Below are 13,342 nucleotides of genomic sequence, written 5' to 3' on the forward strand. Positions count from 1 at the left end.
CTCTGTTCAGGCGAGATCTCTTCAGGCAAGCTTCGTTACAGCGAGATCGTTCGAGAGGGGTCGGCGACTGTTCGTCCGGCAACGTGCACGTCGCCGTCAGACCCGAGTCGGGTCAGCACGCGCGAGCCGCGTCCCTGGCGGATATCGAGGTCGCGCCCCAGCTGCGCGGTAAGCGCAACGGCGGCGGCGCCTGTCGCTTCGTCCTCACCGATGCCCATGGCCGGCGCAAACATCCGCGATCGCATGATGCCCTCCGCCTCGTTCACCCACGCCCACGCGTAGTTCGATCCCGTTTCGAAGTCGGATGATTCGAGCGCATCCACGTCTCCCGGTGTCGCGAGCGGATGCCAGGTGAATTCCGGAGCCCATGCTGCCCTGCCCGTGATCCACGTGAGGTCGCCGTCGTACCGGACGCGCACGTCCCCGGCCTTCTCCGCGAGAACGTCGACGGGCGAGCCGCCGTTCGCAAGCCACCACGCGCACCCGACGCTGGGATGCCCGGCGAATGGCAACTCACGAGCCGGAGTAAAGATACGGATGACAGCAGCACGCTCAGCCTCGCCACCGGCCGGGTCGGTGCGCTCCGAGACATCCCGCGCATCATCGGTCTGCTGGATGAACACGGTCTCGCTGAACCCGAGGGCCGTTGCTATTTGCTGCTCGCGTCCCTCGGTGGCGGGCGAACTGCGCACCAGGCCGAGCTCGTTGCCGAACTCTCCGGCGTCGTTGGTGAAAACGCGTACGACGTCCACGATCAGTGCATCACTCATGTATCGAGTGTGCCGCGGCCGGGTCGCGCGCGCACCATGCCAATTTCGCACGGGTGGACGGCGCGGCGCGAGCCCCGCGGCGCAACGAACTACGCGGCGAGCTCGCGATCGATGGCCTCGGGGATGACCTGAGTCCACGCGGCGCGGTGCTCCTCGAGCGGCGCGAGCGGCAGGCGGCCCGCGCCATCGGGGATCGGGATCGCGGCCAGCAGCGCCTGCGTGTACGGGTGGATCGGGTTCTGCCAGACGGTCTCCGTGTGACCGGACTCGACGATGCGGCCCTGGTACATCACCAGGGTGCGGTCGGCGATGCGGCGCACCACGGAGAGGTCGTGCGAGATGAAGAGCATTCCCGCGCCGGCTTCGAGGCTGAGGCTGCGCATTAGGGCGGCGACCGCGGTCTGGGTCGACGCATCGAGCGCGGAAATCGGCTCATCCGCGACCAGCATGTGCGGACGGGCCGCGAGCGCTCGCGCGATCGCGATGCGCTGCTTCTGCCCGCCAGAGAATTCGTGCGGGTAACGACGCCCGGCATCGGCCGCGAGACCCACGCGCTCAAGCCAGTCGGCCGCGCTCGAGGACGCATCCCCGCGGGCCACGGCCGTGCGGATTCCGTCGTTGATCTGATCGGCGACGCGGCGGCGGGGGTTCAGCGACGAGTTGGGGTCCTGGAACACCATCTGGATGCCGGTCGACTGCACTCCACGCCGGCGCAGGCCAAGGAACGGCACGTCGGCCCCATCGAGGTGCACGGTTCCGCCCGAACGCTTCTCGATTCCGACGACGGCGCGCGCGAAGCTCGACTTTCCGCACCCACTCTCGCCCACGAGCGCAACGACCTCACCGGGCGCGATGGACACAGACACGCCATCGACGGCGCGCACCGGCGGGTGCCCGCGGTAGTCGACGGTGACATCGACGGCGGTGAGCACGTCGCGCACTCCAGACAGGGTGCCGGCTGCGGCAGGTGTTACATCAGACATGGGTGCGCTCCTCGTCCGGGCCATCGGAGATGTCCAGAGTGGCGGATGACTCGGCGCGGTGTGATCCCGGCCGTGAGGGGAAACCGGCTACATCGGGCAGGTCCGCCTGACCCGGCAGCACGGATGAGCCGATGGGGAGGTCGGCGTCGCTGAGGGAGGGCGGGGTGCCGTCGCCCGGGGCATCCGGAAGTTCCGAGCGATCCGGAAAGTCAGTGTCATCCAGACGTTCCGCGTCATCCGGAAGTTCCGCCGCTGCCGCCAGTTGCTGCGCCAGCGTGTCGGCGTCCTCTTCGACCGTCGAACCGGGAAGCGCGGCCAGCAGCGCGCGGGTGTACTCGTGCTCGGGCGCCGTGAAGATGCGCTGGCGCGGCCCCGACTCGACGATGCGTCCTGCCTTCATGATGGTGACCTCGTCAGCGACGGCGCTCATGACACCGAGGTCGTGGGTGACGAGCAGCACCGTGAGGTTGGTCTCGTCGACGAGCTCGCGCAGCAGCTGGAGCACGCCTGCCTGCACGGTCACGTCGAGCGCGGTGGTGGGTTCGTCGGCGAGCAGCACTTCGGGGTCGCAGGCGAGGGCGACCGCGATGGCGATGCGCTGGCGCTGTCCGCCGGAGAACTGGTGGGGGTACCGCTTCAGGGCACCCTCGGGGTTCGGAACGCGCACGCGGGTGAGCAACTCGACGGCGCGGGCGGTCGCGTCGCGCTTGTTGAGCCCGAGGTGATGGCGCACGTGGTCGGTGAGCTGCTGCCCGATGGACAGCTGCGGGTGGAGGCTCGTCGACGGGTCCTGGAAGACCATTGCGATGCGGCGGCCACGGATGGCTCCCATCACGCGCTTGGAGGCCCCGACGATCTCGGTGGGGTCACCGAGGGTGGTGTCGCGGGGCGCGAGACGGATGCTTCCGGTGAGCTGCGCGCGCTCGGGCAGCAGGTTCAGTACGGCGAGGGCCGTCATCGTCTTGCCCGAGCCGGACTCGCCGGCGAGGCCGTGGATGCGTCCGCGCTCGAGGGTGATATCGATTCCGCTGACGATCTCGCGCTGGCCTGAACTCGTCGCGACGGAGATCGTCAGGTTCTCGATGGTGAGGCTGTTCACAGTGTCGGCCCTCCGCCGCGGAGCGTCGCGGATTTCGGGTCGAGGGCATCGCGCAGGGCATCGCCGACGAAGTTGAAGGCCACGACCACGGTCAGGATCGCGAGCCCGGGGAAGACACCGAGCCACCACTGGTCGAAGTTGCCGATTGCGTCGGAGACCATCGAACCCCACTCGGCGGTCGGCGGCTTGGCGCCGAGTCCGAGGAACGACAGGCCCGAGAGCAGCAGGATCGCGGTACCGATGTCGAGGCTCGCGAGCACGAGGATCGGGCCGATGATGTTCGGCGCGATGTCCCGCCACAGCGACCGCCACGGCGAGAAGCCGAGCAACCGGCCCGAGACCACGTAGTTCGACGACCGCAACCCGAGCACGAGGCCACGGGTGAGGCGCGCGTAGGACGGCCATGACACGATCAGTGCCGCGTACACAGCGTTGAGGAGGGATGCCCCGAGCGCCGCGGCAATCACCATGGCGAGGATGACCGTGGGGAACGCCATCACCAGGTCGGTGATGCGCATGATCGTTTCGTCCACCCAGCGCCCGAAGAACCCGGCGATGGAACCGAGAATCGTGCCGATGAGAACCGAGAGCACCACGAGCAGCAGGGCGAGCGGGATCGTCACGCCCGCGCCGGAGATCAGGCGCGAGAAGACGTCCCGGCCGAGGCTGTCCGTCCCGAGGATCGTGTCGCCGCCGGGCGCCTGCAGGCGCGGGAGGTCCTGGGCGAGCGGATCGTGCGGGGCGATCACCGGCGCGAGGAACGCGACGACGATCCAGGCGAGCGCGATCACGGCGCCGATGATGCCGAGCGGCGCGCCCCATGCACCGAGATGAATCCTCGGGCGCTTGATGCGGGTGTTCATCATGCGAGTCTCACTCTCGGGTCGACAACGCTGTAGAGCAGGTCGACGATGAGGTTCGTGCCGAGGTAGATGATGCCGATCACCAGACCGACGCCCATGATTCCCGGCAGGTCAAGGTTGGAGGCCGCCTTGAACGCGTAGCTTCCGAGCCCCGGCCACGAGAAGACCGATTCGACGAGCACGGTTCCTGACAGGAGGCTTCCGAAGGCGAGTCCGACGATGGTGAGCACCGGGATGCTCGCGCCGCGGAGCACATAGCTCCACACGACCGTGCGGCCCGGCAGGCCCTTCGCGCGGGCGGCCCGCACGTAGTCCATGTCGAGAATCTCGAGAACGGCGGTGCGCACGAACCGCGTCAGTAGGCCGACCGTGTAGAGCGTGAGCACGAGCACCGGAAGGAAGAGGTGTGCGCTGGCGTCGAGGAAGACGTCCCACTGGCCGGCGAGCAGAGCGTCAACCGTGGTCATGCCGGTGACGGTGGGCGGCGCGGCGTAGATGGCCGACAGGCGTCCCGATCCGGGCGCGATGTGCAGCTTGAAGAAGAAGACGTAGTAGAGCACGAGCGCCAGCCAGAAGGTCGGAACGCTGAGCCCGAGCAGGGACACCACCCGCAGAACGTGGTCGGTGACCTTGCCGCGACGGTACGCCGCGAGAGTTCCGAGAACCACGCCGATGATGACGCTGAGAACGATCGCGCCGATGGCGATCTCGAGAGTGGCGGGAACCGCTACCTGCAAATCCTCAAGCACGGGATGATGCGTGGTTGGCGATTCACCGAGGTCCCCGTGCACCAGGTTGCCGAGGTAGGTGAAGTACTGCACAACGAGGGGCTGGTCGACTCCGTAGTGGGCGCGGAAGCTCGCCACGATGGCGGGATCCTCCGCCGCGTGCTGTCCGAGCGCCGCCGCCACCGGATCACCGGGAACGAGGTTCGTCAGGGTAAACGTCACCAGGGTGACTCCCACCACCAACAGCAGCGACGTCAGGATTCGCTGGATGAGGTAGCGGGCAAAGGGGTGGCCGGTGCGGCCCGCACGCGTTGCGCGTGCGGGCCTCACCAGAGTGTTATTTGGAGCCAAGAGCCGCGATGTCGATCGTCCACACTGCGTTGTACTCAACACCGGTCACGGACGAAGCCGAGGCGATATTGTTGGCAGGCTGCACCAGCGGGATGAACGGGCCGGTCGCATTGAGCGCCTTCTGGTACGTCGTGAACTGCGTGGCGCGCTCGTCGTTCGAGCCACCGGCGCGGGCTGCCGTTGCGGCAGCCGTCACGGTCGCATCCGATCCCTCGGGCCAGCCGGCACGAAGACCGACAACGCCACCGGGAGCGAACTCGAGGTAGTTGCTCGGGTCCGGGAAGTCCGGGCCCCAGTACCAGAGGCCGAGGGCCTCCTTGCCGTCGCGGTACGCGGCGAACTCGGTCGCGACCGGCGCGGGCGCGAGATCAACCGTGATGCCCGCATCCTTGAGCTGCGACTGAATGCGCTGCGCGAGAACGGTGAACTCAACTCCATTGAGCGAGATGTCGCTCGGGAAGCTCAGCGTGACCTTCTCGCCCTTGTATCCGCTGGCCGCGAGGTCAGCGGCAGCGCCGGTCTTGTCGTACGTCGTCTTGTCAGCAGAGCCGAGGGCTCCGAGGAACATGGACGGCACGATTCCGTTGGCCTGGGCTGCGCCCTTGCCCGCGAGGGAGACGAGGTCGTCGTAGTTGATCGACTTCTTGACGGCGGAAACGAAGTCCGGGTTGCTCGTGATCGTGGAGACCTTGGAGTTCTGGTTCAGCAGCAGGAAGATCACGTTGGCCGACGGCGTCGAGGCGACGGTGATGCCGGATCCGAGACCAGAAGCCTGGTCACCCGAGAGGTCGAGGGCGACCTGCGAGTCACCGCCCTCGATGTTGATCTTCTGCGTCGCGCTTTCGACGTTGCGCAGCACCACACGGCTGTAGGTCGGCTTGTCGTCGCCCGAGTACTTCGGGTTCGTGGTCAGCACAACCTGCGAGGTGAGGTCCAGCGTGTCGAGAACGTACGGGCCGGAGCCCGCGGAGTTCGCGTTGAGGTACGCCTCTGCGGAGTCCTTCTCATCCGTCGTTCCACCGTTGGCGATGACGACCTTGGAGTTCAGGATCGACAGCGACGGGTTCGGAAGGATGAAGGGCAGTGCGGGGTTCGACGTCGCGCTGGTCAGGATGACGGTCTTGTCGTCCTTCTTCGTGACGGTCACGCCACTGAGCAGGAACGACGGGTTGCCCTTCATACCGATGACGCGGTTGAGCGAGAACACGACGTCATCCGCGGTGACCGGGCTGCCATCGGAGAAGACGTGGCCGTCGCCGAGAGTGACGGTGAAGGTCTTCGAGTCAGCGGATGCCTCGACCGTCGCCAGTCCGGGAACCGTCTTGGAGACATCGGAACCGGAGAACGTCAGGAGGGTCTCGTAGAGAGCTTTGTCGACAATGGCGCCGGTGGGCTCGTACTGGCGGCTCGGGTCGGCGGTCTTCAGGTCGAAGACCCGGTCGATCACGATGGTGGACGATTTCGTTGAACTCGAGCTCGAGCCGGCGCTGCAGCCGGTGACGAGAAGCGCAACTGTCACTGCCGCTGCGCCAATGGCGAATGCGGTGCGACTGCGGTGTGAAACCACGGGGTGCCTCCGTAGGTATGCGCTGGCAGGACCAGCAGGGAAAGGGAACCGGCCCGCGATGGGGGCACTGCTGGACGGTGTGTGGAAACATTGTCACAATCACTGCATTTTGTCGAATAGAGTTCCAATGACTTAGACAGATCCAACTAGTCAACCTCATGGGGGAAAACAATGTTGAACGCGGGACAGACAGACACCGACATTCTTGGACAAAAAGGTTCCGCACTCGACGAAACGAACCTCCGCATCCTCAGCGTGCTGCGTGATAACGGCAGAATTTCCATGGCAGCTCTCGCCGAGCGCGTCAACATCTCCCGGGCCAGCGCCTACAACCGCGTCGAGCAGATGACAGCGACCGGGGTCATCACCGGATTCTCGGCCACCATCGACCCCCGCCTGGTCGGTCTCGACATCAGTGCCCTCGTCTTCGTGACGGTGCACCCCCAGAGCTGGCATCGCTTCCGGGAAGGCATTCTCCAGATGCCGGATGTCGAGTACTGCTCCATCACCACGGGTGAGCACGACGCGATGCTGCTGATCCGCGCGGTGGACATCACCGGCGTCCACGACTTCGTCACCGGGGTCGTCTCCATCCGCCCCGAGGTCAAGTCGGTCGTCAGCGTCGTCGTTCTCGACGAGATCGTGCGCAGGTCGTTCCTCTTGCCTACCGACATCCCGGTGCGCGAGAGCGAGACGAATGGCCTCGGAATGACCCGCTTCACCCGGGTTGCCGAGGGCCGCGGCGAGATGGCACGCGGCTAGTCGCACTACCCCTGGGTCTTAGCCGCCGGCGTGGGTCTACCGCACTACCTCTTCTTGGCCGCCGAGATCGGCCCGCGCGCCTGCGCCCAGCTTGATCCGCCCGCGAGGTGCTCGAGCCCGCTGAAGTGATCGAACACGATGTTCGTCTGGGTGGATGCCACGGAGCTGTCCATGCTCAGTTGCTGCGCCACGAAGTCCCGCAGCTGCTGCGTGCTGCTGCAGGCCACGTGGATAAGAAAGTCATCGGCCCCTCCGAGGAAGAACACGTTCAGCACATTCGGCAGCGTGATGACCCGCTCGGCGTAGGTGTCGATGTCGCCACGAGCCTGCGCCCGCAGCCGCACGGTAACGATCGCCTCGACCGACAGCCCCAGCGCCTTCCAGTCCGGGTGCGCGTGGTACGACCTGATCACGCCGCGCTCCTGCAGCGCGCGCACGCGCATCAGACAGGTGGATGGCGCGAGCCCGACCCGTTCCGCGAGCTCCTTGTTCGACAGCCGCGCGTCGGTGCACAACTCCCAGACGATGCGCTCGTCGATCTCGTCAATGTCGGGGGTGCCGTTGTCGCTGATGCTGCTCATGGGATGACCTCGTGCTGGGTTGTGTGGACGGGATTCGGGGCGGTGGGGACGTGGCGCGGGCCGTGGCGGCGGGTCGTGGGGCAGACAGCGCGGGCGGGGCGCCGGGTCGTGGGGCAGATAGTGCGGGCGGGGCGGCGGCGAGGCGATAGCGGGCCGCAATAGCACCGAAGGGAATTCGGTGTTTCCGAGGGGCTGCCCGCTGACTCCGACTTTTCATAAAACTTCTGCGCCAGTTGCCAAATTATATTCGACGTTAATGCCAGCGAAACAAATATCCGGAAGGCTTGACCACGAAGCACGCAGAGTCGCGCGCCCCGAAGCCATCCACACAAGGAGAAACCCGTGATCATCGGTGTCCCGAAGGAAATCAAGAACCACGAGTACCGGGTAGGCCTCACGCCGTCCGGCGTCTTCGAACTCGTGCGCCGCGGTCACACGGTTGTCGTGGAGACCGGCGCCGGCCTCGGTGCTGCCATCACCGATGCGGAGTACGTCGCGGCCGGGGCATCCATTTCCGACGTCGACGGCGCGTGGGCAGCCGACATGGTCGTCAAGGTCAAGGAGCCGGTCGCCTCGGAGTACCCGCGCCTGCGCCGCGACCTGCTGCTCTTCACCTACCTGCACATCGCCGCCGACGAGGAACTCGTGGCTGCACTGCTGGCGGCGGGCACGACGTCCATCGCCTACGAGACAGTGCAGCTGGCGGATGGCACGCTGCCGCTGCTTGCCCCGATGAGCGAGGTTGCCGGCCGCCTCTCGGTCATGGTCGGCGCGTACCACCTGATGGGCGGACAGGGCGGACGCGGAGTACTGCTTGGCGGAGTTCCCGGGGTGCGTCCGGGCAAGGTCACCATCATCGGCGCCGGCATGGCCGGACAGAACGCCCTCAGCCAGGCACTCGCGGCGGGGGCCGACGTGACGATCCTCGACCTGTCGATTGCGCGCCTGCGGTTCATCGATGACACTTTCGGCGGCCGCGCGAAGACCGTCATCTCGAACGCCTACGAGATCGAGAAGAGCGTGCTGGAGGCCGATCTCGTGATCGGAGCGGTGCTCGTTCCCGGCAAGAAGGCGCCCACGCTCGTGTCGCACGAACTGGTGTCGCGCATGAAGCCCGGATCGGTGCTCGTCGACATCGCCATCGACCAGGGCGGATGCTTCGAGGACTCGCGTCCCACCACCCACGACGACCCGACCTACCCGGTCGAGCAGTCCACGTTCTACTGCGTCGCGAACATGCCCGGCGGGGTGTCCGCGACGTCGACCGCCGCGCTCACCAACGCGACCCTGCCCTACGTGGTGCAGCTCGCGACCCTCGGCTGGAAGGCAGCGGTGCAGCGCGATCCCGCGCTCTATAAGGCTGTGTCCACGGTCGACGGTGCACTGACCCACGCCGGCACGGCTGAGGCGTTCCCGGCGTTCGGATTTGCGGAAGCCTCGAGCTTCCTCGACTGAGGGCTGGCGCCGGGTCGGCGTCAGCGCGAGGTTAGCGCGGCGAGGACGTCAGCGTGGGTCCCGGCCAGGCCCGAGTGGCGGTCAGCGTGGTGAGGTCAACGCGGCGAGGTCAACGTTTCTACATGCGCCCACGCGTCGTCGGCATAGCGCTGCGTGAGCTCGCCGAAGACGCGGGTGCTGTCGGATCCGGGCCACTCGGCGGGCAACAGGTCCGCCGGCAGTCCGGGATCGAGATACGGGATGACCCGCCAGCTGTCGACACCGCGGATGTACCGGGAAAACGCCGCCGCCGGGTCGACCAGGTCTGTGGTGACCAGCGGGTCGAGCGTGATAAGGAACTCCCGGTGCATCCGCTCGAGTGAATCCAGGTCCCACCACTGCGCGATCGCGTCCCGCAGCTCGCCACTGACGCGGGGCCGATCCGTGCGGAAGACGGTGGCATGCTCGCGCAGTCGGAGGTCGTCGAGGATGTCGTCGACCTCGGCGCTGAGGTAGTCGGGGCAGATCCAGAGGGCGGGCGAGACGGTGCCGCAGCCGATCCAGTGCAGGCGGCGGCGCAGCTGATGACGGACGGCCCGCGACTCCTCGGGGATCGAGAACGAGACGAGGCACCACGGGTCATCCGATCGCATGCTGCGCGCGGCATAGATGCGGCGGTCGCCCTTCTCCAGCATGCCCGCGGCCTGCGGGTTGAGCTCGTAGCCGGCGACGCGGTCGACCGTTTTCGGCAGCAGCAGGTCCTTCTTCACCAGGCGGGTGACCGCGGTGCGGGTGCGGGCGGCGGGGGTGTCGAGCTGCTCCATGAGGGCGATGAGGGTCGCGACCGACACCCAGCCGCCGACCCGCCGCAGGTACAGGCCGACGATCGTGCGCAGCAGCGACGTTGTGCTCCCGGGACGGGAGTCCATGTCGTCGAGGATGGCACTCACGGGGTCGGGGTGGCGGTGGGGTTGGCGGTCGGCACGGCGGGGGTGGTCGCGAGATCGGGGGTGGTCGCGACGTCGGCGAGCAGCGCGTCGCGGATGGCGAACACCCCCAGCTCGACCTCGGCGAAGGTGGTGCTCAGCGGTGACAGCCCAATTCGAATGCTCGACGGATTGCGGAAGTCGGGGATCGTGCCCTGCTCCCACAGCGCCGCGACCACACGAGCGAACGACGGATGACTGATGGTGACGTGACTGCCCCGCTCGGCGTGATCCCGCGGCGTGCCCACGGTGACCCCGTGCGGCAGCAGCAGCTCATCGACGAGCGCCAATGCGAAGTCGGTGAGGGCGAGGGACTTCTCGCGGATGGCGGTCATGCCGGCCGTTTCGATGAGGTCGAGCATGTCCTGCATGGCGAGCATGCCCAACACTGACGGCGTGCCACTGATGAACCGGCGCATCGAGTCGGCCGGCGTGAACTTCTCCACCATGCCGAAGACATCGCTTGCACCCATCCAGCCCCAGATGGGCTGCTCGATGGACGTCTGCAGGGCGCGGGCGACATAGCCGAAGGCCGGGGATCCCGGGCCGCCGTTCAGGTACTTGTAGGTGCAGCCGACGGCGAGGTCGACGCCCCACTCATCGAGCTGCATGGGCACCGAGCCGACGGAATGGCAGAGGTCCCACAGCACGAGCGCACCGACGTCGTGGGCTGCCGTGGTGATGGCGCGCATGTCGGCGATGTAGCCCGAGCGATACGAGACATGGCTCAGCACGAGCACGGCGGTGGTCTCTGTCACGACCTCCCGCACCTGCGCCTCGGTTGCACCCCGGGTCTTGTCGACGTGGATCCAGCGGATGGTGAGGCCGCGCTCCTTGGCGATTCCCTCCAGCACGAACCGGTCGGTCGGGAAGTTATCGTCATCGATCACGATCTCGGACCTACCCGGACGGGCATCGACGGCCGCACGCACGAGCTTGTACAACATGACGGTGGTGGAGTCGGCAACGACGGTCTGCCCTCCGGCTGCACCGAGCGTCAGGGATCCGATGCGGTCACCCAGGGTGAGCGGCAGCTCGAACCATCCCTCGTCCCACGAGCGGATCAGTCGGTCGCCCCACGCGTGCTGCACGACGTCCGCAAAACGGGCGGCGGTGGCGGCCACCGGACGCCCGAGCGAATTGCCGTCGAGATACGACAGGACGTCGTCGCTCGGGATGAACCGGGCAGGGTATTCGCGGAGCGGATCGGCCGCGTCGAGCTGGGCTGCGGAGGGAGTGGGGGCGTGCTTGCCGGCGCCGGGCTGAGCGGGGGTGGAGTGGGCGGAGGTGGGAGTTGTCATGCGAAGAGTTCCTTCAGGGAGGCGACGGCGAGCACGGTCGAGGACGCGAACCAGCTCGCTGTGGCGGCGGGGTCGGTGCTGATGTTGGGGATCCAGGAGATGCGGGTGTCGAGGGAAGTTACGTCGGGGACCACCGCAGCGGCGATGCCAGCGGCATCGAGTCCGGCCGCCGCGAGGCCCACGAGCTCACGCTCGTTGAGCCCGGTAGGGAGCGGTCCGTTGCCGAGGTCGGTTCCATAGAGCACGCGTCCACCGGCGGCAACGAAACGGGTGAGGTTGTCCAGCGCGGTGGCGTAGTCGGCGCCGTAGTCGCCGTAGCCGTGGATGTCGAGCGTGCTCGTGATGGCCAGGGTGGCGGCGAGGTGCGCGACATCGTCGTCCGAGAGTCGTTCGGTCCAGGGGGTGTGGGCAAGGGTGTCCACACCGCTGCGGGCCGCGCGCTGTGCCTGCCCGGGACCCTCCGCGTGGGCGACCACCGGTAGCCCGACGGCGTGGGCCTGCGTCACGACGGCGGCGAGCATGCCGTCGTCCCAGACGGGACCGGCGTTGCTGTTGAGCGTGATCTTGATGCGCGTCGCCCCGAGGCCGCGAAGCTCTCCGATCGCGGCGCCACTCTGCTGCGGGGTCGCCACTTCCCGGAGCGACGATCGCGGTGCCCACGAGCGATCACTCGGGTATCCGCCGGGCGCTGTCAGAAATGCCCCCGCGAACTCGATGGCGACGGCCGAGGCATCCACCCGTCCCCTGTCGCGCAGCGCAACGATCGATTCGGGATCCCCGCCGAGATCCACCACGCGGGCGATGCCGCCGGCGACGAGAAGGTCGGGGTCAATGAGGCCGAGATGCACGTGCGAGTCGGTGAAGCCACCGAAGATCGTGCCCGGCACGTGGAACGTCGGTCGTTCGGTCGCGGCGGCGAGGGGTGCGACCCAGTCGAGCCGGTTACCGTCGATCCGCAGGAGACTTGCGCCGCGCCATCCGCCCAGCCACACCTCGTCGGCGGAGACGAAGACCGCTGCGCTCACGCACCAATCTCCGTTCGCACGGCGAAGAGCTCGGGGAAGAAGGTGAGGCTCAGGGCGCGCTGCAGGAAGTCGACACCGCTGGACCCACCGGTACCGGTCTTCATTCCGATCGTGCGCTGCACCGTGCGCAGGTGGCGGAAGCGCCAGAACTGGAAGTTGTCTTCGAGGTCGACGAGCTCCTCGCAGGCCTCGTAGACACGCCAGTTGTCGCCCGTCGACTCGTAGATGCCCTTAAAGATCGGCAGCAGCTCGGGGTCGAGGACCCACGCCTTCGTCACGTCGCGGGTGAGGATGCGCTCGGGGATCGGGTACCCATGCCGGGCGAGGTACCGCAAAAACTCGTCGTACACGCTCGGCTCGTCGAGGAGGTCCTGCAGCACCTGGCGCGCCTCGGGGTCACTGTCGAACACCCTGAGCATCTTCGCGTTCTTGTTGCCGAGGATGAACTCGACCGCACGATACTGGTGCGACTGAAAGCCCGAGGAGTTCGCCAGGAAGTCCCGGAACTCGGAGTACTCGGTCGGGGTGAGCGTCGCCAGGACCGACCACTGCTGAGTCATCGTCTCCTGGATGTGCTTGACCCGGGCAATGCGCTTTAGCGCGGTGCCGATGTCGTCATCCCGCATCAGATCGCGGGCGGACCGCAGCTCGTGCAGCAGCAGCTTGATCCAGAGTTCGCTGGTCTGGTGCTGAATGATGAACAGCATCTCATCGTGGTGCACGGGGTCACTCACGGGGCGCTGCAGGCTGAGCAGCTCGGGCAGCGCGAGGTACGAGCCGTAGTTCATCCGCTTCGAAAAGTCGGTGACGATGCCGTCTTCGAGCGGCCGCGTGTTGTCCTCGATGCCCACGAGCACCCCCGTTTCCTGTTGGAGTCAGGTTACGCGGATGC

13 protein-coding genes are annotated in these 13,342 nt (G+C 67.0%); 2 read left to right on the forward strand and 11 right to left on the reverse strand.

From position 1 onward, the window contains the following. Positions 1 to 35: 35 nt before the first annotated feature. From HB677_RS12290 to HB677_RS12315, 6 genes are all read right to left on the reverse strand, one after another. Positions 36 to 770, reverse strand: coding sequence for a PhzF family phenazine biosynthesis protein (locus HB677_RS12290; RefSeq protein ID WP_213816012.1), 735 nt, complete (start codon positions 768 to 770; stop codon positions 36 to 38). Positions 771 to 859: 89 nt separating this feature from the next. Next, complete coding sequence (locus tag HB677_RS12295) at positions 860 to 1,753, reverse strand: ABC transporter ATP-binding protein (protein ID WP_255546585.1); 894 nt, start codon at positions 1,751 to 1,753, stop codon at positions 860 to 862. After that, on the reverse strand, positions 1,746 to 2,852 hold the full coding sequence (locus HB677_RS12300) for an ABC transporter ATP-binding protein (protein ID WP_307852586.1): 1,107 nt from the start codon (positions 2,850 to 2,852) through the stop codon (positions 1,746 to 1,748). Before HB677_RS12300 ends, HB677_RS12295 begins: the two co-directional genes overlap by 8 nt. Next, complete coding sequence (locus HB677_RS12305; RefSeq protein ID WP_213816013.1) at positions 2,849 to 3,718, reverse strand: ABC transporter permease; 870 nt, start codon at positions 3,716 to 3,718, stop codon at positions 2,849 to 2,851. Before HB677_RS12305 ends, HB677_RS12300 begins: the two co-directional genes overlap by 4 nt. After that, positions 3,715 to 4,773: an ABC transporter permease gene (locus HB677_RS12310; protein ID WP_307852587.1), complete on the reverse strand. Its 1,059-nt coding sequence runs from the start codon at positions 4,771 to 4,773 to the stop codon at positions 3,715 to 3,717. Before HB677_RS12310 ends, HB677_RS12305 begins: the two co-directional genes overlap by 4 nt. A 7-nt stretch (positions 4,774 to 4,780) precedes the next feature. Beyond that, entirely contained in the window at positions 4,781 to 6,361 is a 1,581-nt protein-coding gene (locus HB677_RS12315) for an ABC transporter substrate-binding protein (protein ID WP_213816014.1), read from the reverse strand. 171 nt (positions 6,362 to 6,532) lie between these two features. Between HB677_RS12315 and HB677_RS12320 the strand changes: the two genes are divergently transcribed. Next, positions 6,533 to 7,123 carry an Lrp/AsnC family transcriptional regulator gene (locus tag HB677_RS12320; protein ID WP_213816015.1) on the forward strand — a complete coding sequence of 197 codons (591 nt, stop codon included), beginning with the start codon at positions 6,533 to 6,535 and terminating at the stop codon, positions 7,121 to 7,123. A 44-nt stretch (positions 7,124 to 7,167) separates the two neighbouring features. Here the strand turns inward: HB677_RS12320 and HB677_RS12325 are convergent, their stop codons facing one another. After that, positions 7,168 to 7,704 (reverse strand): Lrp/AsnC family transcriptional regulator, encoded by a 537-nt coding sequence (locus tag HB677_RS12325; protein WP_213816016.1) that lies wholly within the window; start codon positions 7,702 to 7,704, stop codon positions 7,168 to 7,170. A gap of 342 nt (positions 7,705 to 8,046) precedes the next feature. Here HB677_RS12325 and ald point away from each other — a divergent pair, with 342 nt between their 5' ends. Further along, positions 8,047 to 9,159, forward strand: coding sequence for an alanine dehydrogenase (gene ald, locus HB677_RS12330; RefSeq protein WP_213816017.1), 1,113 nt, complete (start codon positions 8,047 to 8,049; stop codon positions 9,157 to 9,159). A 95-nt stretch (positions 9,160 to 9,254) separates the two neighbouring features. Here ald and HB677_RS12335 read toward each other — a convergent pair whose 3' ends face one another. Genes HB677_RS12335 through HB677_RS12350 form a run of 4 tightly spaced genes read right to left on the reverse strand, consistent with a single transcriptional unit; the run spans position 9,255 to position 13,301 of the window. Further along, the gene (locus HB677_RS12335) at positions 9,255 to 10,088 is read right to left on the reverse strand and encodes a PaaX family transcriptional regulator C-terminal domain-containing protein (protein ID WP_213816018.1); all 834 of its coding nucleotides are present in this window, start codon (positions 10,086 to 10,088) and stop codon (positions 9,255 to 9,257) included. Next, complete coding sequence (kynU, locus tag HB677_RS12340; RefSeq protein ID WP_213816019.1) at positions 10,085 to 11,425, reverse strand: kynureninase; 1,341 nt, start codon at positions 11,423 to 11,425, stop codon at positions 10,085 to 10,087. The genes HB677_RS12335 and kynU overlap by 4 nt, the downstream gene beginning before the upstream one ends. Then, complete coding sequence (locus tag HB677_RS12345) at positions 11,422 to 12,450, reverse strand: amidohydrolase (RefSeq protein WP_213816020.1); 1,029 nt, start codon at positions 12,448 to 12,450, stop codon at positions 11,422 to 11,424. Before HB677_RS12345 ends, kynU begins: the two co-directional genes overlap by 4 nt. After that, entirely contained in the window at positions 12,447 to 13,301 is an 855-nt protein-coding gene (locus tag HB677_RS12350; protein WP_213816140.1) for a tryptophan 2,3-dioxygenase, read from the reverse strand. The genes HB677_RS12345 and HB677_RS12350 overlap by 4 nt, the downstream gene beginning before the upstream one ends. Between the last annotated feature and the right edge of the window lie 41 nt (positions 13,302 to 13,342).

The sequence above is a fragment of the Glaciihabitans sp. dw_435 genome (genome assembly GCF_018449675.1).
Classification (GTDB): domain Bacteria; phylum Actinomycetota; class Actinomycetes; order Actinomycetales; family Microbacteriaceae; genus Glaciihabitans.

Bases quoted from the DNA above. Each gene is read 5' to 3' on its own strand.
- HB677_RS12305 (WP_213816013.1), bottom strand. From the start codon at position 3,718: ATGATGAACACCCGCATCAAGCGCCCGAGGATTCATCTCGGTGCATGG.
- HB677_RS12325 (WP_213816016.1), bottom strand. From the start codon at position 7,704: ATGAGCAGCATCAGCGACAACGGCACCCCCGACATTGACGAGATCGAC.
- HB677_RS12295 (WP_255546585.1), bottom strand. From the start codon at position 1,753: ATGTCTGATGTAACACCTGCCGCAGCCGGCACCCTGTCTGGAGTGCGC.
- HB677_RS12320 (WP_213816015.1), top strand. From the start codon at position 6,533: ATGTTGAACGCGGGACAGACAGACACCGACATTCTTGGACAAAAAGGT.
- kynU (WP_213816019.1), bottom strand. From the start codon at position 11,425: ATGACAACTCCCACCTCCGCCCACTCCACCCCCGCTCAGCCCGGCGCC.
- HB677_RS12290 (WP_213816012.1), bottom strand. From the start codon at position 770: ATGAGTGATGCACTGATCGTGGACGTCGTACGCGTTTTCACCAACGAC.